This is a genomic window from Bradyrhizobium sp. Kon10, assembly GCF_055807395.1.
Genome location: NZ_JBVVOZ010000040.1, coordinates 13,034 through 32,988 on the forward strand (window position 1 = coordinate 13,034; position 19,955 = coordinate 32,988).

Genomic DNA, 19,955 nt, shown 5'->3' on the forward strand with positions numbered 1-19,955 from the left:
CGAAATGGCCGCGCAGGCTTTCGCCGCCCGGCCATTTTGCTGTGTGAAAAAATCAGAACGGGCGGCAGCGGCCGGCGTACCAGCGGAAGCCATAGGGGCACACGCGCGCGCGCGGCACGACCACGACAGGGGCCGGCGCAACCACGATCGGACCCGGGCGGACAACGACCGGACCGCGCATCGGGCGGCAGCCGCCATAGGGGCCTCGGTACCAGCCCGGACCGCAACCGCCGGCGGCGCTGGCGGCCTCGCTGAAACCAACGACCGCGCTGGCGAGCATCACGGCGGCGAACAGATATTTCATTGATGGTCTTCCTTCTCGTGCTTGAGGGTGGATCTTGGAGGCAGGTCTAAGGGGGAGAGAGCTTGCGGCGCAGAATGAATCAAAAGACAGGATTCGACACGTTAAAATTAGTGCAACGTGCCGAGACGTCGCACCCCAAACCTGCCCACCACGACCTGAATGCGGCATGAACGCTGCCGGCATCCCGCTTGAGGCGACAGCGATGGCGTTAATGGCCGAGAAAGCCCAGCACCAACTCCTTGTACCTCTCCGGCGCCTCCAGGAAGACGAGGTGGCCGGTGTCCGGAATGACCTCCGCCCGCGCATTCGGCATCTTCGCGGCAAACGCTTTCGCGAGCTCGGCGTTCTGCCCCATCTTCGCCCGCAGCGCCTCCGGTGCGTTCGGCCGTCCCGGCGCGTTGTGGTCGTCGGCGCCCATGACGAACAGCGTCGGTGAGGTGATGAGCGCGATCTCGTGCGCGACCGGTTCGCGATAGATCATCTGGCCCGAACTGACGAAGGCCCGCAGCCAGCGCGGATAATCGGGGCTGCCCTTGATGTTGAAGCGGGCGTCGATGAACGGCGTGATCGCCTCGGGCGGCAGCTTGATCGCGTAATTGGTCTGGAGCTGCTTGCGATAGCCCTCGGCGGTGAGCTTGTCCTCGGCCTCGATGATGCTCTCGGTCCGTGTCGGCGGCACGTAGAGGCGGTAATCCTCGAGCCCAATGGGCGCGGTCAACACCAAATGCGCGACGCGATCCGGATAGGCGCGGGCGATGCGCACCCCAAGCATGCCGCCGAGTGAATGGGCGACGATCTCGGCCTTGTCGATCTTGAGATGATCGAGCAGCGCGATGGTGTTGCGCGCCAGCGTGTCGAAATGCAGCTCGCCTTGCGGCTTGGAGGATTTGCCGAACCCGATCTGGTCCGGCACGACGACGCGGTAGCCGGCCTCGGCCAGCATCTTGATAACGGGCGCCCAAGAGCTCGACGGAAAGTTGCGGCCATGCAGCAGCACCACGGTGCGGCCGTTCGGCTGCGCTGGGGCCACGTCCATATAGGCCATGCTGAGCTGCTCGCCGTCGTTGACGACCGGCAGCAGGTGCGCGGGATAGGGGTAGGCAAAACCTTCGAGCGCGATGCCGTAAGGCTCACGTAGCGCGTTGTCGGCGGCTTGTGACGCAAACGGGATAGTAACAAGAGCGACTGCAAGCGCTGCCGGGAGGATGCGATACATGGAGATTCTCATAGCTGATGGCGTCGTTCCGGGGCGGGCGGAGCGCGAACCCGGAACCTCGAGATTCCGGGTTCGATGCGTTGCATCGCCCCGGAATGACGGAGGCCATAATCCCGCGGACGGCCTAGTCAAGCCCGGCCATGGTGAGAGACCCGTTCACACGCGATTGTGTGCGGTCACGCATCTTGCGCGATCAGTCGTTGCCATTGCCGAACAGCGCCGCGAACTGCTTCTCGCCGGTGCGGGTGAAATTCACCACGCGGCTGCCGGGGGTGGCATCGCGCGCGGCCCATTTCAGCTCGGCAAAACGCTGCATCATGGCCGCACCGAGCGTGCCGGCCAGATGGTGGCGGCGTTCGCTCCAGTCGAGGCACGCCTTGCAGACCGGGCGGCGCGGATGGGCGAGCATCTCCGGTGAGATCTGCAAATGGTTGGCGAGGAAGCGTTCGCCTTCCGGCGTCAGCTCGATCTCCTGCTTCTTCTGCCTGACCAGGCGCCGTTCGCGCAAGCTGTCGAGCATCTGCACGCCGAGATCGCCGGCGAGGTGGTCGTAGCAGATCCGCGCGCGCCGCAGCGCCGGATCCTTCGGCCCGGTGCGCACGCGCATGTGGCCGGTCCGTGCGGCAAGGCCCGCAAGGCCTTCGAGAACGCCGGCAACGTCGTCGTCGGTGAGACGGTAGTAGCGGTGGCGGCCCTGCTTCTCCGGCTCGACCAGCCCGCCGGCCTCGAGCTTGGAGAGATGCGAGCTCGCAGTCTGCGGCGTGATGCCGGCCTCCTGCGCCAGCTCGCTCGCGGTGAGCGCGCGGCCGTTCATCAGCGCCGTGAGCATGTTGGCGCGGGCGGGGTCGCCAACCAGCGCGGCGACCATGGCGATGTCGGGTCCTGATTTCATGCTTCGATGATAACCGAAGCATTGAAGTCGATCAAGGGCGTAGCGTGTTGCCACAAACACGTCATTGCGAGCGAACGGCGTAGCAAAACTGAAATCTCGATCCTCACCCTGAGGAGCGCGCTCTTGCGCGCGTCTCGAAGGGCGAGGCCACCGGCGGGGCCTTCATCCTTCGAGACGCTTGCTGCGCAAGCTCCTCAGGATGAGGAACTGGCGCTTCGCTCGCGCAACAAGAAAGGGGAAACTTAGATGTCCATCACCGTCTTCATTCGTTACCAGCTCGATCCCTTCAAGCGCGCGCAGTTCGAGGACTATTCGAAGCGCTGGCTCAGCATCATCCCGAAATGCGGTGGCGACCTGATCGGCTATTTCATGCCCCATGAGGGAACCAACAACATCGCGTTCGCGCTGATCACTTTCGAAAGCCTTGCCGCTTACGAGGCCTACCGCGCAAGGCTGCGGCAGGATGCCGACGGCATGGCGAACTTCCATTTCGCCGAGGACAATAAATTCATCCTCGCGGAAGAGCGCACCTTCCTGCGCAAGGTGGTATTGTAGGCCATCAAGTTCAGGAGATGCCCATGATCGCCGTGATCTTCGAGGTCTGGCCCAAGCCCGAACACCGCCAGGATTATTTCGACCTCGCAGCAGATCTGAAGCCGATCCTGCAAACCATCGACGGTTTCATCTCGGTCGAACGTTTTGAAAGCCTGACCGAGAAGGGCAAGATCCTGTCGTTGTCATTCTGGCGCGACGACGAAGCTGTCGCCGCCTGGCGCAACACGATGGAGCACCGGCGCACCCAGGCCAGGGGCAGGGCGCAGATCTTTGCCGATTATCATCTGCGCATCGCCAGCGTCATCCGTGACTACGGCATGAATGATCGGGAGCAGGCGCCAAAGGACAGCCGCGCGGTGCACGACGCGCACTAGCGTTGTCTCGGGCGCGTGCCTATGTCTGCGCGGCTAACAAGGGAGAGAAACATGCAGGTCACCACCGCAAACAAGCGCGCGACATTCAAGAAGATGCACGAGACCGGCTGCTTCATCCTGCCCAATCCGGTCGATATCGGCAGCGCCAAGGCGTTGCAGCATCTCGGCTTCAAGGCAGTGGCGTCATCGAGCGCGGGCTTTGCCTGGACCATCGGCAAGGCCGACAATCACGTCAGCGTCGAGGAGGTCTGTCAGCATCTGGCAGCATTGTGCTCGGCGGTCGACATCCCCGTGAACGCGGATTTCGAAGGCGGCTTTGCGGTCGAGCCGGACAAGGTCGCGGATCACGTCGAGCGCGGCGTGCGCACCGGCGTCGCCGGTCTGTCGATCGAGGATTCCACCGGTGACAAGGACAAGCCGATTTATGAGCGCGCGCTCGCCGTGGAGCGCATCAAGGCGTCGCGCCAGGCGATCGGCGACAGCGGCACGCTGCTCGTCGGCCGCTGCGAGGCGTATCTGTGGGGCGTGACCGATCTCAAGCTCGTCATCGACCGGCTCACCGCTTATGCAGACGCCGGCGCCGACTGCCTCTATGCACCGGGCCTCAAGACCCGCGAGGACATCGCTGCGGTGGTGAAGGCTGTCGCACCGAAACCGTTCAACCTGCTGATCGGCGGCTCCGGCCTGTCGTTGCAGGAAGCCGCGGATCTCGGCGTGCGCCGGATCAGCGTCGGCGGCTCGCTCGCCCGCGCGGCTTGGGGCGGCTTCATGCGCGCTGCAAAAGAGATGGCGGAGAAGGGCACCTTCACTGAGCTCGGCAGCGGTTATCCCGGCGGCGAGCTCAACAAGATGTTCAGCTAGAGGTCAACGAAAAGCGGCGGGACTTTCATCCCGCCGCTCTCGTATGTCGTGATCGCCGCTACTTGGCGCCAGACGGCGGCGTCTGCGCATCCGGGGCTGGCTTGCTCGGTGCGGCACCCGTGGTCACGCCCGGCGCGGTATTGTTGCGCGGGGTCACGTCACGCATGCCCGGAGGCGCGGCCGGATTGGTGGCCGGTGCGGTCTGCTGAGCGGTCTGCGTCGACGGGGCGTTGCTGGCCTGGTTCGGCGTGCTCGAATTGTTGAGCCCGTAGAATACGGCACCCAGCACCAGGGCTATTGCGACCGCAAACAACGCGATCTTGCCGCTGGAGGCGGGGCCTTCGCCGAGTTCGGGATCGACCTGGAGGTCGGCATCCCGTCGCGCCGCACTTCGATACGCATCGTCGGCGAGATTCGGGCGATACGGATCGTTCGGAAAACGGTCGTCTGCCATCGATTGGATCTCCTCGATTATTGCGGCTGGACAACCCGGGGATGCGAGGTTCTGTTCCCCGGCCTTTATGCTTTCGTCGCATGTTGCTCCCGCCTCAGGAATCGGGAACCTGTTCATCCGGGAACTCCGGACGTAGGTTGCGCTGCGAGATGAAGGGAACAAGGCGATGTGGAGCCTGCCGCCGGGCGATAGCGTGCTGCATCTTTTGACGCTGGTCGCCTTGGCGTCCCAGGGCATGACGGCAGCGCTGGCTGCCGGCCGGCGCAGCATGGACTATGTCGGCGTCTGCATGCTCGGCAGCATCACGGCGCTCGGCGGTGGCACGCTGCGCGACCTGTTTCTCGGTCATTATCCGTTGGCCTGGGTCGCGAACCCGGTCTATCTCGTGCTGCCGGGCGCGTCGGCGCTGCTGACGATCCTGATCGCGCGGCTGGTGCATCGGTTGAGCGTCGCTTTCATCGTGCTCGATGCCATCGGCCTCGTCGTCTTCACCATGACCGGATGCGACGTCGCCTGGCAGATGGATGCTTCGCTGCCGATCGTCATCGTCTCCGGCATGGTGACGGGCTGCGCCGGCGGCGTATTGCGCGACGTGCTCTGCAATGACGTGCCGCTGCTGTTCCGCTCCGAACTCTACGCCAGCGTCTCGGTGGTGACCGGACTGTTCTATGCGACGGCGTTCGGACTTAATCTCAACGCCGAACTCTGGACTATCCTCACCTTCATTCTCGGCATCAGCTTTCGCTTGCTCGCAGTCCGCTACAAATGGGACATGCCGAAATTCGTGTTCACGGGGGACGAGGAGCGGTAACTCTTCGCGTCTCAGCAGAGGTTGGGCGCCTGTGCTCTCCACGACGTCATGGCCGGGCTTGTCCCGGCCATCCACGACCTTTGCCGCGGCGCGAAGAACGTGGATGCCCGGGACAAGCCCGGGCATGACGACCTCTTGAGTGTCGACGGGTGCTTCCTACGGCTCCTGCCCGCGCGCCTTCGCCACTTGCGCCGGTGTCACCAGCGGCGCGGCATTGCCCCAGGAGTTGCGGATGTAGTTCGTCACCGCCGCGATTTGCTCGTCGGACAATTGCCCGGCATAGCCTGGCATCTCGCCGGTGTTGGGCGCGCGCGGCGTCGTCACGGTGTGAGCGCCGTCGAGGATGACGCGGAGCGTGGAGGATGGGTTGATCGACTGCAGCAGCGCATTGGCCGGCAGCGGCGGATAGATGCGCGGCGCGCCCGAGCCGTCGGCTTCATGGCAGGCGACGCAGAGTTTTGCGTAGACGGCCTGGCCGGCCTTCATCTCGGCCTCATCCGGCGGCATCACCTTGGGCTCGCGCCGTGCCGGCGGCAGGTCTTTCAGATACACCGCGATCGCGTGCACATCGGCGTCGCTCATCTTCGACGTCGAGTTCACGATCACCTCGGCCATCGGGCCGCCGGCATGGCTCCTGGCGTTGCGGCCGCTCTGCAGATACTCGGCGATGTCCGCCGCGCTCCACGACTGCAGGCCGGTGCGGGCAGCGCCATCGAGCCGCGGCGCGAACCAGCCGCCGATCTCGCTGCCGGACAAGGCCTGGGCGGTCTTGTCCGCGCCAAAATAGTTCTTGGGGGTGTGGCAGGCGCCGCAATGGCCGAGCCCGGTGACCAGATAGCCGCCGCGATTCCATGCCGCGGTCTTGCCCTGGTCGGGCTCGAACAGGCCGGGCTTGAAGAACAGATAATCCCAGACCCGCATCAGGCCGCGATAGCCGAGCGGCCAGCGCAGCTCCGGCGGCTTGTTGCGGCTGGCGACGGGCGTGAGCGTGCCGAGATAGGCCCGGATCGCCAGCGTATCGTCCTTCGTCATCCTGGTGAAATAAGGGTAGGGGAATGCCGGGTAATAAAGCGAGCCGTCCGGCGCGGTGCCGTAGCGCAGGGCGCGGGTGAAATCGGCATCCGTCCAGGCGCCGATCCCGGTGTCGCGGTCAGGCGTCAGGTTTGGCGCATAGATCCCGCCGAACGGGGTGTCGATGCGCTTTCCGCCGGCGAACGGCTTTGCGGGATCGGCGGTATGGCAGCCCGCACAATCGCCGGCCTCGACCAGCGCCTTCCCGCTGGCGATCAGCTCCGGCGACGGCTCGGCGGCCAAGGCGGCACGCGCAACCGCACTGCACAAGAGCACCACAGCCAGAATCGTCCGCATCGACAGCCTTCTTCCCGCGACCAATCGTCGAGTGCCGGAGTATAGCGGCGTCACGTCATTGCGCGACAGCCGGGTAGGGTGACAGAAACTGAAAAGGCGTGCGCCCTTTCCGGCCACGAAATTGCGTTTTTTTCCCGTCGGCAGGTCGAGCCCAGATTTGTGGTGCGGAGCGTTAAATATCCGACATAGAGTGGCGCGGATGGTCGGCGCGCCCTAGCTAAAAACAACGGGCAGGCAACGGCTTAAGCAGCCAGGCGCTCAAAAGGGCGGAAGAGGACAACGATGGGCATCAACCAGGGTCCGATCAGTCTCGATCAGAAATATACCCAGCAGACCGGTCACGTCTTCACCACGGGCATCCAGGCGCTGGTTCGCCTGCCCATGGCCCAGATCCGGCGCGACCGTGCCAGTGGCCTCAACACCGCGGGCTTCATCTCCGGCTACCGCGGCTCACCGCTCGGCGGCTACGACCAGCAGCTCTTCGCCGCCCGCAAGCACCTCGAGCAACACAACATCAAGTTCCAGCCTGGCGTAAACGAGGATTTGGCCGCGACCGCGGTCTGGGGCTCGCAGCAGCTCAACCTCTCGCCCGGCGCCAAATACGACGGCGTGGTCGGCATCTGGTACGGCAAGGGCCCCGGCGTCGACCGCTGCGGCGACGTCTTCCGCCACGGCAATGCGGCCGGCTCGGCCAAGAACGGCGGCGTGTTGTGTCTCGCCGGCGACGACCACGGCGCAAAATCGTCCACCGTTCCGCATCAGTCCGACCATGCCTTCATGTCGGCGCTGATGCCCTATCTCTATCCGTCCAGCATCCACGAGATGATCGAGATGGGCCTGCTCGGCATCGCCATGTCGCGCTACTCCGGCTGCTGGGTCGGCATGAAGGTGATCACCGAGACGGTGGAGACCACCGCCGAGATCGACCTCACCGACGAGATGACGCCGTTCGTGATTCCCACCGATTTCGAGATGCCGGAGGGTGGCCTCAATCTGCGCTGGCCCGACGACCGCTTTGCCCAGGACCGCCGGCTCCAGGACTACAAGGGCTTTGCCGCGATCGCGTTCGCACGTGCCAACAGGGTCAACCGCGTCACGATGGATTCGCCGAACGCCCGCTACGGCATCATGGCATCCGGCAAGAGCTATGAGGACGTGCGGCAGGCGTTGCGCGAGCTCGGCATCACACCCGAGGTCGCCGCCAAGATCGGGCTTCGATTGTACAAGATCGGCATGCCGTGGCCGCTGGAGCCGGAAGGCGTCAGGCAATTCGCCGTAGGGCTCGAGGAAATCTTCATCATCGAAGAGCGCCGCGAGATCGTCGAGAACCAGGTCAAGCAGGAGCTGTTCAACTGGCGCGACGATGTCCGTCCCCGCATCATCGGCAAGATGGACGATCACGACAAGCGCTTCCTCCCCTTTGCCGAAGAACTCAGCGTCGCCTCCCTGGCCAGCTCGCTGACCGAGCGCCTGCTTCGACTTGACCTCAATCCCGAAATCGCAGCCATGCTGCGCGCCAAGGCCGACTGGTTCAACGGTCGCCAGGCCACGCAAATGCAGGCGACTGCGCCTGTCTCCCGCACTCCGTATTTCTGCTCCGGCTGCCCGCATAACACCTCGACCAAGGTGCCCGAAGGCAGCCGCGCTTTTGCCGGCATCGGCTGCCACTTCATGGCGCTGTGGATGGATCGCTCGACCGAGACCTTCACCCATATGGGCGGCGAGGGCGTGCCGTGGGTCGGCGTGGCGCCCTTCACCAAGGAAGAGCACGTGTTCGCCAACCTCGGCGACGGCACGTATTTCCACTCCGGCAGCCTTGCGATCCGCCAGGCGATCGCCTCGGGCGCCAACATCACCTACAAGATCCTCTATAACGACGCGACCGCGATGACCGGCGGCCAGCATGTCGACGGCGAATTGTCGCCGCAGCAGATCACCTTCCAGCTCCACAGCGAAGGCATCCGCGAGATCTATCTCGTTTCGGAAAATCCAGACGCCTATCCCGCCAACGAGATCGCGCCGGGCGTCAAGACCGCGCATCGCGACGAGCTCGACGCGGTCCAGAAGACGCTGCGCAAGGTCAAGGGCGCGTCCGCGATCGTGTTCGTGCAGACCTGTGCCGCCGAAAAGCGCCGCCGCCGCAAGCGCGGCACGCTGGAGGATCCGGCGCGCCGCGTGCTCATCAACCCGGCGGTGTGCGAAGGCTGCGGCGACTGCTCGGTGCAATCCAACTGCATTTCGGTCGAGCCCCTGGAAACGGAGATGGGGCGCAAGCGCGCCATCAACCAGTCGAGCTGCAACAAGGACTATTCCTGCGTCAAAGGATTTTGCCCGTCCTTCGTCACCATCGACGGCGGCCAGATGCGCAAGCGCGCGCCGGCGGGCGTCGGCGACATCGGCGATCTGCCGGAGCCGGCGTCGCGGCCGACGCTGGAGCGGCCCTACAACATCGCGGTCGGCGGCGTCGGCGGGACCGGCGTGCTGACGATCGGCGCGCTGCTGGGCATGGCCGCCCATATCGAGGGCAAGGCCTCGATGATCCTCGACATGTCGGGTCTCGCGCAGAAAGGTGGCGCGGTGCTGAGTCACGTGCGGCTGTCCGATCATCCGGCCGAAGTGACCTGCTCGCGCATCGTCACCGGCACGGCCGATGTCGTGCTCGCCGCCGACGAGGTGGTCGCGGTCGCCAAGGACACCATCTCGCTCTGCGACAGCAGCCGCACCCGCGGCATCATCAACAGCCACGTGATTCCGACCGCCGACTTCGTCCTCAATCGCGATTTCAACTTTCAGACCCGCAAGCTGGACGGGCTTTTGGAAACCGCTCTGCACAAGGATTCGGTGTTCTTCGACTTCACCAAGCCGGCCGAGCAGCTGCTCGGCGACAGCATTGCCACCAACATGATGATGATGGGCTACGCCTATCAGAAGGGTCTCTTGCCCTTGTCGGCCGACTCGATCGAGCAGGCGATCGAGGTCAACGGCGTCTCCATCAAGATGAACAAGGAGGCTTTCCGCCTCGGCCGCCTCGCGGTCGCCGACCCAGTCCGGCTCGCCGGCATGCTGAAGGGAACGGACGAGGTCGTCGCGCCCAAATCTTTGGACGCCATGACGTTGGACGAGATCATCGAGCACCGCGCAAAGCATCTCACCGCCTATCAGAACGGCCGCCTCGCAAAAAGCTATCGAAAGCTGGTCGACCAGGTCCGTGACGCCGCGGTCAAGGGCGGCTATGGCGATGCACTGCCGCGCGCGGTGGCGATCAACTACGCAAAGCTGCTGGCCTACAAGGACGAATACGAAGTCGCGCGCCTCTTCACCGACGGCGCCTTCGAAAAGCAGCTCCGGGACCAGTTTGAGGGCGACTTCAAGTTCAACTTCAATCTCGCCCCGCCGATCCTCAGCAGCGGCGTCGACGCGCTCGGTCGTCCGAAGAAGCGCGCCTTCGGGCCGTGGATGCTCGGTGTGTTCGGCGTGCTGGCCAAGCTCAAGTTCCTGCGTGGCACGCCGCTCGATATCTTCGGCTATAGCGCCGACCGCAAGCTCGAGCGCGACCTGATCGTCGGTTACGAGAAGGACGTCGCCACCGTGCTCGTCCTGCTGTCGCCGCTCACGATCGACACTGCGGTCGAACTGCTGTCGCTGCCCGACCGCATCCGCGGCTACGGCCCGGTAAAGGAGAAGGCGGTTGCGGACGCCAAGGCCCGCTACGCCCAACTCGCCGCCGATCTGGCCAACCCGCCGCCCGCACCGAGGCAGATCGCGGCGGAGTAGCCGGTCTCGTAGGGTGGGCAAAGGCGCAAAGCGCGGTGCCCACCATCTCACGAGAATTGAATCAGAAGAGGTGGGCACGCTTCGCTTTGCCCACCCTACGAATTCCTGTTTGAAATCAATCCCCGCTCTACTGTGCATGGGGTTGTTTTCACGAAATCGAGTTGCTTCGGCAAAACGAAAATCGCTTGTGTCGTCGGGCAAAACACCTTTAGGATTCTGCCCGCCGTTCCCGTCATCGCGAGCGGAGCGAAGCAATCCAGAAATGCATCCGCGGAAAGATTCCTGTCGCTGCGCTCGCAATGACGACTGCGGCAGCAGGGCCCTTCCACCGCATCTTGGGATGATGCAGCGGCGATTTGCGCCAACCCACTGCCCTCTCGCCCGACGGAATATTTCCGCGCTTGCCAACAGCGCAGCGGCGGTTCAGAAAAAACCGGAAGTGAGAAACGCCAGCGGAGACCTTATTTGACCATCAAGGGCAAGGCCTACATTGCCGGGATTTTTGAACACCCGACCCGGCATGCGGCGGACAAATCCACCGCGCAGCTCCACGCCGAGGTCGCCAAGGGCGCGATCGAGGATGCCGGGATCAGCAAGGACGACGTCGACGGCTATTTCTGCGCCGGTGATGCCCCGGGCGGCGCTTGGCCGATGGTGGATTATCTCGGGCTGAACACCAAAAAGCTCCGCCACGTCGATTCCACCGAAACCGGCGGCTGTTCCTACATCATCCATCTCGGTCATGCCGCGGAGGCGATCGCGGCGGGCAAGTGCTCGATCGCGCTGATCACGCTCGCCGGCAAGCCGCGCACCGGGGCAATGCCGCCGCGCGCCGCCGGCGCGGAAGCCGATTTCGAGACCGCTTACGGCGCGACCACCCACAATGCCTATGGCATGTGTGCCATGCGCCACATGCACGACTATGGCACCACCTCAGAGCAACTCGCCTGGATCAAGGTCGCAGCCTCGCATCACGCGCAATACAATCCGCATGCGATGCTCAAGGACGTCGTCACCGTCGAGGACGTCCTGAACTCGCCGATGATCTCCGATCCGCTGCACCGGATGGATTGCTGCGTAGTCTCCGACGGCGGCGGCGCGCTGATCGTGACCACGCCCGAGATCGCGAAGAGCCTGAAGAAGCCGCTGGTCAAGCTGATCGGCCATGGCGAGGCGATGAAGGGCCCGCGCGGCGGCAAGGACCTCGACCTTACTTACTCAGCCGGCATCTGGTCCGGGCCGCGAGCGTTCGAGGAAGCCGGCATCACGCCGAAGGACATCAAATACGCCTCGATTTACGACAGCTTCACCATCACGGTGTTGATGCAGCTCGAGGACCTCGGCTTCTGCAAGAAGGGCGAGGGCGGCAAGTTCGTCGCTGACGGCAACCTGATCTCGGGCGTCGGCAAGCTGCCGTTCAACACCGACGGTGGTGGCCTGTGCAGCAACCATCCGGTCAACCGCGGCGGCATGACCAAGATCCTCGAGGCCGTGCGGCAGTTGCGCGGCGAGGCGCATCCGAAGGTGCAGGTCAAGAACTGCGATCTCGCCATCGCCCACGGCACCGGCGGCCTTCTCGGCGTCCGCCACGCCGCCTCGACGGCCATTCTGGAGCGCGTGTGATGAGTGAAGCGAAGAAATATCCAGCTCCCGTGACGAATCCGGAGACGGCTGCGTTCTGGGAGGCCGCGAAGGCCGGCAAGTTCATGATCAAGCGCTGCACCGCCTGCGGAGAAGCGCATTACTTCCCGCGCGCGATCTGCCCGTTCTGCTACTCCGAGAAGACGGTGTGGGAGGAGAGTTCGGGCGAGGGCACGATCTACACCTATAGCCTGATGCGGAAGTCGCCGACTGGTCCTTATGCGATCGGCTACGTCACGCTGAAGGAGGGTCCTTCGCTTCAGACCAACTTTGTCGATTGCGATCTGACGGCGCTGAAGATCGGTCAGAAGGTGAAGGTGGTGTTCAAGCCGACCGATGGCGCACCGCTGCCGTTCTTCACGCCGGTGTAGTTGCTTTCTTCCTTCTCCCCTTGTGGAAGAAGGTGGCGCGAAGCGCCGGATGAGGGGTATCGCTCTGCACGAGGAGTCTCGCTGCGGAACCAACCCCTCACCCAAACGAGTTTGCCGCACGGCTCTCGCGGCCCTCTCCCACAGGGGGAGAGGGCACTTCGACTGGCAGCGGCGCAGAGACGTCCGAGAGGAAACAAACAAAATGTCCGCCAGATACGAAGAACTCAAGGCCCTCAAAAACACCGGCCAGAAATACGCCTACACCGATCGCGATGTGATGCTTTATGCCTACGGCATCGGGCTCGGCGCCGATCCGATGGACGAGAACGAGCTCGCCTTCGTCAACGAGGGCACGCTGACGCCGCGGCCGCTGAAGGTGGTGCCGACCTTCGCCTCCGTCGCGGCGTGGGGCGCAGGGCCGGGCGAGATGAACCTCAACCGCGTCATGGTGGTCGACGGTGAACGCGATATCACCTTCCACCAGCCGCTGCCGGTGGCCGCGCATATCACCGCCGACTCTTCGGTGATCGAAGTCTACGACAAGGGCAAGGACAAGGGCGTCATCATCAGCCATCAGACCGTGCTGAAGAACGAGAAGGGCGAGAAGCTGGCAACCTTAGTGGCTTCGCGCTTCGCCCGCGGCGACGGCGGCTTTGGCGGACCGAGCCTGACCCAGCCCGACCCGCACAAGATCCCGTCGCGGTCGCCTGACAAGACGATCGACATCACCACTCGTCCCGACCAGGCATTGATCTATCGCCTCTGCGGCGACCGCAACCCGCTGCACTCAGATCCCGAGTTCGCCAGGAAGGCCGGCTTCCCGCGGCCGATCCTGCACGGCATGTGCACCTACGGCATCACCTGCCGCGGCGTGCTCCAGACCTATGCCGATTACGATGCGTCGGCCTTCCGTCAGCACGTCGCGCGGTTCTCCTCGCCGGTCTATCCCGGCGAGACCGTGACCATGGACCTCTGGAAGGACGGCAACGTGATCTCGTTCGAAGCCAAGGTGAAGTCGCGCGGCGTCACCGTGATCAAGAACGGCAAGACGGTGTTGGGTTAGCCTTCGCTGTCATTCCGGGGCGCGCGAAGCGCGAACCCGGAATCTCGCGCTACACCTCTGGATTCCGGGTTCAGCGCTGCGCGCTGCCCCGGAATGACAACAACAAAAACAGGGAGAAGCCACCATGGGATTGCTCGATGGCAAGGTTGCGCTGATCACCGGCGCGGGCGGAGGGCTCGGTGAGGCCTACGCAAAACTGTTCGCGCGGGAAGGGGCATCCGTCGTGGTCAACGACCTCGGCGGCCCCCGCGATGGCTCCGGCGCCGACACCTCGATGGCCCAGCGCGTGGTCGACGCAATCAAGGCCGAAGGCGGCAAGGCGGTCGCCAACGGCGACGACATTTCCAGCATGGAGGGCGGCCAGTCCCTGTTCGACGACGCCATCAAGCACTTTGGCCGCGCCGACATCCTCGTCAACAACGCCGGCATCCTGCGCGACCAAACCTTCGCCAAGGCCTCCGAAGCCGATTGGGACAAGGTCATCAAGGTGCATCTGAAGGGCACCTTCTGTTGCACCATGCCGGTGTTTCGCTGGATGCGGGAAAACGGTGGCGGCGTCATCGTCAACACCTCCTCGACCTCGGGCCTGATCGGCAATTTCGGCCAGAGCAACTATGGCGCAGCCAAGGGAGGCATCTGGGGCCTGTCCAATGTGCTGGCGATCGAGGGCCGCAAGTACAACATCCGGATCTGGACGCTGGCCCCGGGCGCGCTGACCCGCATGACCGCAGACCTGCCCCGCTACAAGGAGAACCCAGGTGCGGCGCTGGGGCCGGACGGCATCGCGCCGGCCGTGCTATACATGGTCAGCGACTTGTCGGGCGACCAGACCGGCAAGGTGCTGGGCGTGTCCGGGCCCCGCGGCGTGCGCGAAATGCGGATGATGGAAATGGAAGGCTGGAAACCGCCGCATACGGGCTGGAAGGCCCAGGACATCGCTGATCATGCCAAAGAGATCTTCTTCTCCGAGGAACAGATCAAGATGGGCGCGCGGCGGTTTTAGGCCATGGTCGTCCCGGGGGCGCGCAGCGCGCGAACCCGGGACCTCGAGATTCCGGGTCCGATGCTAACGCATCGTCCCGGAATGACGAACAAGAGGATAGAGGACTAATGAAACTCACCGCCGACGCCAAGGGCACCTTCGCAATCGCGCCGACGCCGTTCCACGATGATGGCCGGATCGACGAGCGTTCGATCGACCGCCTCACCGAGTTCTACGAAGAGGTCGGCTGCGATGGTGTCACGGTGCTGGGCATCCTTGGCGAGGCGCCGAAGCTCGATGCCGCCGAGGCCGAGCAGGTCGCCATTCGCTTCGTCAAGCGCGCCAAGACAATGCAGGTGATCGTCGGCGTCTCCGCGCCGGGCTTTGCCACCATGCGTGCGCTGGCGCGGGCCTCGATGGATGCGGGCGCCGCCGGCGTGATGATCGCGCCGCCGCCCTCGCTCCGCACCGACGACCAGATCGTCGGCTATTACAAGCAGGCGGCGGAGGCCATCGGCCCCGACGTGCCCTGGGTGCTGCAGGACTATCCGCTGACACTCTCGGTGGTGTTCACGCCCGCAGTCATCCGCAAGATCGTCACAGACAATCCGAACTGCGTGATGCTCAAGCACGAGGACTGGCCGGGCCTCGAGAAGATCTCGACCCTGCGCGGTTTCCAGAAGGACGGCTCGCTTCGTCCGCTGTCGATCCTCTGCGGCAATGGCGGGCTGTTCCTCGACTTCGAGATGGAACGCGGGGCGGACGGCGCCATGACCGGGTACGCGTTCCCCGAGCTTCTGATCGACGTCGTGCGCCTGTCGAAGGACGGCAAGCGTGACGCCGCGCATGATCTGTTCGACGCGCATCTGCCGCTGATCCGCTACGAGCAGCAGCCAGGCGCCGGGCTTGCCGTGCGCAAATACGTGCTGCAGAAGCGCGGCGTCATCGCCTCGAGCGCGCAGCGCAAGCCCGGCGCGACGATCACGCCGGCGGCGAAGGCGGAGGTCGACTATCTGCTCTCACGCGTGGCGAAGACCGACAAACGCGCCAATCTCCAGCCGCAATCCAGCGCCGCAGGTTAGTTGCATGGCCGAGATGGCAGCATCGCGCCCAGCTTCGACGATCCTCCTGCTCCGCGACGGCGCGGATGTCGACGGCAAGAGCCGCGGCGAAATCGAGGTCTTCATGATGGTTCGCCATCATCAGATCGAGTTCAACTCGGGTGCGCTGGTGTTCCCCGGTGGCAGCGTCGATGCCGGCGATCAGGAGATCGTCAAGCGAGCCGACCTGTATTCGGGCAGCGAGGGCTTGAGCGAAGCGGACTGCGGTTTTCGTATTGCCGCGATCCGCGAGACGTTTGAGGAGAGCGGCATCCTGCTGGCGCGGTCGAAGCATTCGGGTGCGGCTGTTGATGCCAAGCGCGCCGGCGAGATTGCGGACGCGCATCGTGTCGCGCTCAACGAGCACAAGATCGGCTTCCTGGATATCCTCGCCGACAACGGCCTCCAGCTTGCGCTCGACACGCTGGTGCCTTACGCGCACTGGATCACGCCGGAGGGCATGCCGAAGCGGTTCGACACCTGGTTCTTCCTTGCCGCGGCGCCGCCCGACCAGCTCGGCGCCCATGACGGCAGGGAGTCCACCGACTCGATCTGGGTCTCGCCGCGCGAGGCGGTAGAGGGCGGCGACAGCGGCCGCTTCAAGCTGCCGTTCCCGACGACGCGCAACCTGATCCGGTTGGCCAAGCAGGGCAGCGTGAGTGCCGCGCTCGAGCACGCCCGCGGCATGTCCGTCGTGACGGTGATGCCTGTCATGACCAAGACCGAAAGCGGCCGCCAGCTCCGCATCCCGCGTGAGGCCGGCTATGACGGCGAGGTGTTCGAGGTCGGGGCGATCGGCTGACGTCGGCGTTGCTTTCCTCGAGCAGACCTTGAGCCCGACCGCCCGGATTCGGGCGGAGGAGGGCGACGGACCGCAATTTTAACGATATTCCGAGCCGGGAGGCATGTTCCCCCGGGGCCGCAATACGTCGTATATTGAGCTCCCGACAGCCCGGTCCTTAAAACAAACCAATGTCCGCCGAATTGACGCCGACCCCTGAGAAAAAGCGAATTTTTTCGCTCTCCATCGGCCAGTTGACGTTCGGCAGCTTTCTGTTGGTGCTGCTGGTGATCATGGTCACCTCGACCGCGAGCGTGATCGCGATCCGCCACATCGACACGACCTTTGCCGAGTTGCAGCGGCTCCAGAGCGTCGGCGACCTCGCCGAGGATATCGACCGCCGCATGAACGAACTGCGCCTTGCGGCGCGCGACTTCGTCACTGATCCCGGCGCCGGCATCCAGTTCAAGCAGGTCGGCGAGGCCGCCGCGACCCTCAGCGACATCCTGAAGAAAACCCGCATCGAGCTCGCGCCCGAGCAACAGGACATGATCGACGGGGTTACGGAGCGGCTTGCGACCTATCGCAGCGGGCTGGAGCGGATCTCCACTCTGATCGACCGCCGCGCGCAATTGCTCGCTGGCTTGCCGCCGCTGCGCGACCAGTTCGACGCGGCGGTCGCGGGTGCTGCGGACCGCGAGCTCGCCTCCCGCCTATCGGAAGCGCAAAGCCGGATCGCGCTGGGGCTGCTCGCGCGCAACCCGTCTGCTGCCGAGCAGGCCGCGCAGAGCATGCGGACGATGGCTACCGCCGATGCCGCGCTGAAGATCGCCGTCGACAATTACGCCGACGCCATCATTGCCGTCGCCGTCCGCGAGCGGCAGATCGCCGATATCGATCGCGAGGTCCTGGGAACCGAGGGCCGGCTGATCGGGCGCGTCACCGAATTGCTGCGCGAAGTCAGTGCGCGGCGCGGCCATGTGCTGTCGCGCGACTTCGCCCGCACGCTGACTGAGGCGCGGTGGCAGAGCATCGTGCTCGGCAGCATGGGCGTGTTGATCGGCATTCTCGCAGCCGGCTTCGTGGTGCGGCGGACGGTGCGTCCGCTGGCTCAGATCGCGCGCTCCATTCGCGCCCTTGCGGCGGGCGAGAAGGATACCTCGATTCCGTCCGCCGACGTCGACAACGAGATCGGCGACATCGCGCGCGCTGCCGAAGTGTTCCGCCGCGCGCTCGACGAGGCGGACACCGCGCGCGAGGCGGCGGTGCGCGCGCTCACCGAGCAGCGGCTGGCCGAAGAAAGCTATCGCAAGCTGTTCGAGGGCTCGGTCGACGGCATCTACGTCACGACGCCCTCGGGCGATCTCCTCAACGCCAATCCGGCGCTGGCGCGGATGATGGGCTATGACAGCCCGGAGTATTTGATCGACAGCATCAACGACATCGCCCACACCATCTACGTCGATCCCGAGGCGCGCGCCGAATACCAGCGGCTGATGCATCGCGACGGCATGGTGCGCGAGTTCGAATACCAGGTGCGTCAGCGCGGCGGCAACATCCTCTGGCTCTCCGACAGCGCGACTGGGGTGCGGGACGAGCAGGGCCAGATCGTGCGCTACGAGGGCACGCTGCGTGACATCACCGACCAGAAGCGGGCGGAAGACGCCATCGCCGAAGGCCGGCGCCTGCTCCAGCAGGTCATCGACACCGTGCCCGCCGTCATCAACGTCAAGGACCGCGAGCTGCGCTATGTGCTGATGAACCGCTACATGGCGGGTATCTTCGGCATCGAGCCGGGCGACGCGCTCGGCCGCACCACGGCGGACCTGATGTCGCGCTATGGCGCGGCCAAGACTGACGAGAACGACAAGCGCGTGCTCAGTTTCCGGAAAGGTCTCGGCTTCTATGAGGAAGAGTACAAGGACGCTTCCGGCGACATGCGGCAATGGCTCGTCAACAAGCTGCCGCTGCTCGATGCCGAAGGCGAGATCGAGCGGATCGTCACCGTGGCGCTCGACATTGGCGAGCGCAAGCGCGGCGAGCAGGAGATGCGGAAGGCGAAGGATGCCGCCGAGACGGCGTTGCGCAATTTGCGCGAGACCCAGGCCTCGCTGATCGAGGCGGAGAAGCTCGCCGCTCTCGGTCGTCTCGTCGCCGGCGTCGCGCATGAGGTCAACAATCCCGTCGGCATCAGCCTGACGGTTGCCTCCGCGCTCGAGCGCAAGACTGCGATATTCAGCGCCGAGGTCGAGCGCGGCGAACTCCGCCGCTCGACGCTCAACGACTATCTCAACACCAGCCGCGACGCATCCTCGCAGCTTGTCTCCAATCTCAACCGCGCTGCCGAGCTGATCCAGTCGTTCAAGCAGGTCGCAGCCGATCGCAACTATTCGGACCAGCGCAGTTTCGATCTCGCCGACCTTACCGAGCAGGTGGTGATGAGCCTGCGCCCGGGGCTGCGCAAGCAGAACCTGACGCTCAATGTCGATTGCCAGCCCAATCTCACCATGAACAGCTATCCCGGTCCGTATGGGCAGGTGCTGACCAATTTGTTCCTCAACTCGGTGGCGCACGCGTTCCCGGACGGGCGGCCCGGCATCATCGACATCCAGGTGCGCGAGTCCGGCAAGGACAATGTCGAGATCATCGTCGCCGACAATGGCTGCGGCATGAGCCTCGACGTGCGTCGCCGCGCGTTCGATCCGTTCTTCACGACGCGGCGCGACCAGGGCGGCACCGGTCTGGGGCTGCACATCGTTTACAGCATCGTCACCAACCGGCTGGGCGGGCGGCTCGATCTCGATTCCGAGCCGGGCCGCGGTACGCGGATCCAGATGATTCTGCCGCGCACAGCGCCGCTCGAGCAAGCGGCGGAATAGCTCGCGCTCAGTCGACGTCTGCGAGCTTGTGCAGCGTGGCGCCAAAGATCTGGCTGGCCTTGCCGACGAGCGCCGTGCCCGTCATGTCCGCGCGCGTATCGGTGAAGGTGCCGCTGACGCCGATGCCGACTGCCGCAGGCCCGCCGAACAGAGGATTGTCGTCGCCGCGCGGGGAGGTGTGCCGCTGCACCAGCACCTCACCCTTGAAGGTGTTGTCCTTCGCCGTGTAGCTGCCGGTGTAATAGAGATAGGCGTCGCCGCCGACAATCTTGCCGTCGCGGAAAACAATCACGCCGCTGCCCTTGCCGGCTCGACCATCGAGCAGGGTCACGTGAATCGAATAGAGGCCGTTCTTCATCAGGTCCCGCAGGCCGGCCGCCGCCGCCCAACGGCGTAACCGGTGAGGCTTTTATGCCAAAGCGCAATCCCTCGTGCAACGCGGCAGTTTGCCGGCCGCTAAGCCAGCACCCAATCACGCGAGCCGTAATTGTCCCGTCTTGCCTGTGGCGCGGATATGACGGTTTCATCA

General features: G+C 64.6%; 18 protein-coding genes. 12 read left to right on the forward strand and 6 right to left on the reverse strand.

Annotated elements, in window-relative coordinates; translation table 11 throughout:
• Positions 1-52: 52 nt before the first annotated feature.
• The 3 genes from AC0L2O_RS32185 to AC0L2O_RS32195 all read right to left on the reverse strand — a co-directional run bounded on the left by AC0L2O_RS32185 (position 53) and on the right by AC0L2O_RS32195 (position 2,412).
• On the reverse strand, positions 53-304 hold the full coding sequence (locus AC0L2O_RS32185; RefSeq protein ID WP_249756523.1) for a GCG_CRPN prefix-to-repeats domain-containing protein: 252 nt from the start codon (positions 302-304) through the stop codon (positions 53-55).
• Positions 305-512: 208 nt separating this feature from the next.
• Positions 513-1,520 (reverse strand): alpha/beta fold hydrolase, encoded by a 1,008-nt coding sequence (locus tag AC0L2O_RS32190; RefSeq protein WP_473372608.1) that lies wholly within the window; start codon positions 1,518-1,520, stop codon positions 513-515.
• A 193-nt stretch (positions 1,521-1,713) separates the two neighbouring features.
• Entirely contained in the window at positions 1,714-2,412 is a 699-nt protein-coding gene (locus tag AC0L2O_RS32195) for a metalloregulator ArsR/SmtB family transcription factor (protein ID WP_369723138.1), read from the reverse strand.
• A gap of 246 nt (positions 2,413-2,658) precedes the next feature.
• Here AC0L2O_RS32195 and AC0L2O_RS32200 point away from each other — a divergent pair, with 246 nt between their 5' ends.
• From AC0L2O_RS32200 to AC0L2O_RS32210, 3 genes are read left to right on the forward strand one after another with little or no spacing between them, the layout of a single operon-like run.
• Positions 2,659-2,967, forward strand: a complete 309-nt coding sequence (locus tag AC0L2O_RS32200; protein ID WP_369723139.1) for an NIPSNAP family protein — start codon at positions 2,659-2,661, stop codon at positions 2,965-2,967.
• Between the two features lie 23 nt (positions 2,968-2,990).
• Entirely contained in the window at positions 2,991-3,341 is a 351-nt protein-coding gene (locus tag AC0L2O_RS32205; protein ID WP_473372609.1) for an antibiotic biosynthesis monooxygenase family protein, read from the forward strand.
• A 51-nt stretch (positions 3,342-3,392) separates the two neighbouring features.
• Positions 3,393-4,202 carry an isocitrate lyase/PEP mutase family protein gene (locus AC0L2O_RS32210; protein WP_473372610.1) on the forward strand — a complete coding sequence of 270 codons (810 nt, stop codon included), beginning with the start codon at positions 3,393-3,395 and terminating at the stop codon, positions 4,200-4,202.
• Between the two features lie 58 nt (positions 4,203-4,260).
• Here AC0L2O_RS32210 and AC0L2O_RS32215 read toward each other — a convergent pair whose 3' ends face one another.
• A complete protein-coding gene (locus AC0L2O_RS32215) occupies positions 4,261-4,656 on the reverse strand; it encodes a hypothetical protein (RefSeq protein WP_473372611.1) in 396 nt (131 codons plus the stop codon).
• 166 nt (positions 4,657-4,822) lie between these two features.
• Here AC0L2O_RS32215 and AC0L2O_RS32220 point away from each other — a divergent pair, with 166 nt between their 5' ends.
• Positions 4,823-5,467, forward strand: a complete 645-nt coding sequence (locus tag AC0L2O_RS32220; RefSeq protein ID WP_369723143.1) for a trimeric intracellular cation channel family protein — start codon at positions 4,823-4,825, stop codon at positions 5,465-5,467.
• A 156-nt stretch (positions 5,468-5,623) separates the two neighbouring features.
• On the opposite strand, the gene AC0L2O_RS32225 is transcribed toward AC0L2O_RS32220, so the two are convergent.
• Positions 5,624-6,835 (reverse strand): cytochrome c, encoded by a 1,212-nt coding sequence (locus AC0L2O_RS32225; protein WP_473372612.1) that lies wholly within the window; start codon positions 6,833-6,835, stop codon positions 5,624-5,626.
• A gap of 282 nt (positions 6,836-7,117) precedes the next feature.
• Between AC0L2O_RS32225 and AC0L2O_RS32230 the strand changes: the two genes are divergently transcribed.
• The 8 genes from AC0L2O_RS32230 (at position 7,118) to AC0L2O_RS32265 (ending at position 19,426) form a co-directional block, all read left to right on the forward strand.
• On the forward strand, positions 7,118-10,609 hold the full coding sequence (locus tag AC0L2O_RS32230; RefSeq protein ID WP_369723145.1) for an indolepyruvate ferredoxin oxidoreductase family protein: 3,492 nt from the start codon (positions 7,118-7,120) through the stop codon (positions 10,607-10,609).
• A gap of 465 nt (positions 10,610-11,074) precedes the next feature.
• Positions 11,075-12,232, forward strand: a complete 1,158-nt coding sequence (locus tag AC0L2O_RS32235) for a thiolase domain-containing protein (RefSeq protein WP_473372613.1) — start codon at positions 11,075-11,077, stop codon at positions 12,230-12,232.
• Entirely contained in the window at positions 12,232-12,621 is a 390-nt protein-coding gene (locus tag AC0L2O_RS32240; RefSeq protein WP_473372614.1) for a Zn-ribbon domain-containing OB-fold protein, read from the forward strand. The genes AC0L2O_RS32235 and AC0L2O_RS32240 overlap by 1 nt, the downstream gene beginning before the upstream one ends.
• 202 nt (positions 12,622-12,823) lie before the next feature.
• Positions 12,824-13,684 (forward strand): MaoC family dehydratase, encoded by an 861-nt coding sequence (locus AC0L2O_RS32245; protein WP_369723148.1) that lies wholly within the window; start codon positions 12,824-12,826, stop codon positions 13,682-13,684.
• A 124-nt stretch (positions 13,685-13,808) separates the two neighbouring features.
• Positions 13,809-14,687 carry an SDR family oxidoreductase gene (locus tag AC0L2O_RS32250; RefSeq protein WP_409188284.1) on the forward strand — a complete coding sequence of 293 codons (879 nt, stop codon included), beginning with the start codon at positions 13,809-13,811 and terminating at the stop codon, positions 14,685-14,687.
• A gap of 107 nt (positions 14,688-14,794) precedes the next feature.
• Positions 14,795-15,748, forward strand: a complete 954-nt coding sequence (locus AC0L2O_RS32255) for a dihydrodipicolinate synthase family protein (protein WP_473372615.1) — start codon at positions 14,795-14,797, stop codon at positions 15,746-15,748.
• Positions 15,749-15,752: 4 nt separating this feature from the next.
• Entirely contained in the window at positions 15,753-16,568 is an 816-nt protein-coding gene (locus AC0L2O_RS32260) for an NUDIX hydrolase (RefSeq protein ID WP_473372616.1), read from the forward strand.
• 170 nt (positions 16,569-16,738) lie between these two features.
• Positions 16,739-19,426, forward strand: a complete 2,688-nt coding sequence (locus tag AC0L2O_RS32265; RefSeq protein ID WP_473372617.1) for a PAS domain S-box protein — start codon at positions 16,739-16,741, stop codon at positions 19,424-19,426.
• Positions 19,427-19,433: 7 nt separating this feature from the next.
• Here AC0L2O_RS32265 and AC0L2O_RS32270 read toward each other — a convergent pair whose 3' ends face one another.
• Complete coding sequence (locus tag AC0L2O_RS32270; protein ID WP_369723152.1) at positions 19,434-19,784, reverse strand: GrlR family regulatory protein; 351 nt, start codon at positions 19,782-19,784, stop codon at positions 19,434-19,436.
• Positions 19,785-19,955: the final 171 nt, after the last annotated feature.

Coding starts and splice junctions, on each gene's coding strand:
- AC0L2O_RS32185 (WP_249756523.1), bottom strand. CDS start 304: ATGAAATATCTGTTCGCCGCCGTGATGCTCGCCAGCGCGGTCGTTGGT.
- AC0L2O_RS32190 (WP_473372608.1), bottom strand. CDS start 1,520: ATGTATCGCATCCTCCCGGCAGCGCTTGCAGTCGCTCTTGTTACTATC.
- AC0L2O_RS32195 (WP_369723138.1), bottom strand. CDS start 2,412: ATGAAATCAGGACCCGACATCGCCATGGTCGCCGCGCTGGTTGGCGAC.
- AC0L2O_RS32200 (WP_369723139.1), top strand. CDS start 2,659: ATGTCCATCACCGTCTTCATTCGTTACCAGCTCGATCCCTTCAAGCGC.
- AC0L2O_RS32205 (WP_473372609.1), top strand. CDS start 2,991: ATGATCGCCGTGATCTTCGAGGTCTGGCCCAAGCCCGAACACCGCCAG.
- AC0L2O_RS32210 (WP_473372610.1), top strand. CDS start 3,393: ATGCAGGTCACCACCGCAAACAAGCGCGCGACATTCAAGAAGATGCAC.
- AC0L2O_RS32215 (WP_473372611.1), bottom strand. CDS start 4,656: ATGGCAGACGACCGTTTTCCGAACGATCCGTATCGCCCGAATCTCGCC.
- AC0L2O_RS32220 (WP_369723143.1), top strand. CDS start 4,823: ATGTGGAGCCTGCCGCCGGGCGATAGCGTGCTGCATCTTTTGACGCTG.
- AC0L2O_RS32225 (WP_473372612.1), bottom strand. CDS start 6,835: ATGCGGACGATTCTGGCTGTGGTGCTCTTGTGCAGTGCGGTTGCGCGT.
- AC0L2O_RS32230 (WP_369723145.1), top strand. CDS start 7,118: ATGGGCATCAACCAGGGTCCGATCAGTCTCGATCAGAAATATACCCAG.
- AC0L2O_RS32240 (WP_473372614.1), top strand. CDS start 12,232: ATGAGTGAAGCGAAGAAATATCCAGCTCCCGTGACGAATCCGGAGACG.
- AC0L2O_RS32245 (WP_369723148.1), top strand. CDS start 12,824: ATGTCCGCCAGATACGAAGAACTCAAGGCCCTCAAAAACACCGGCCAG.
- AC0L2O_RS32250 (WP_409188284.1), top strand. CDS start 13,809: ATGGGATTGCTCGATGGCAAGGTTGCGCTGATCACCGGCGCGGGCGGA.
- AC0L2O_RS32255 (WP_473372615.1), top strand. CDS start 14,795: ATGAAACTCACCGCCGACGCCAAGGGCACCTTCGCAATCGCGCCGACG.
- AC0L2O_RS32260 (WP_473372616.1), top strand. CDS start 15,753: ATGGCCGAGATGGCAGCATCGCGCCCAGCTTCGACGATCCTCCTGCTC.
- AC0L2O_RS32265 (WP_473372617.1), top strand. CDS start 16,739: ATGTCCGCCGAATTGACGCCGACCCCTGAGAAAAAGCGAATTTTTTCG.
- AC0L2O_RS32270 (WP_369723152.1), bottom strand. CDS start 19,784: ATGAAGAACGGCCTCTATTCGATTCACGTGACCCTGCTCGATGGTCGA.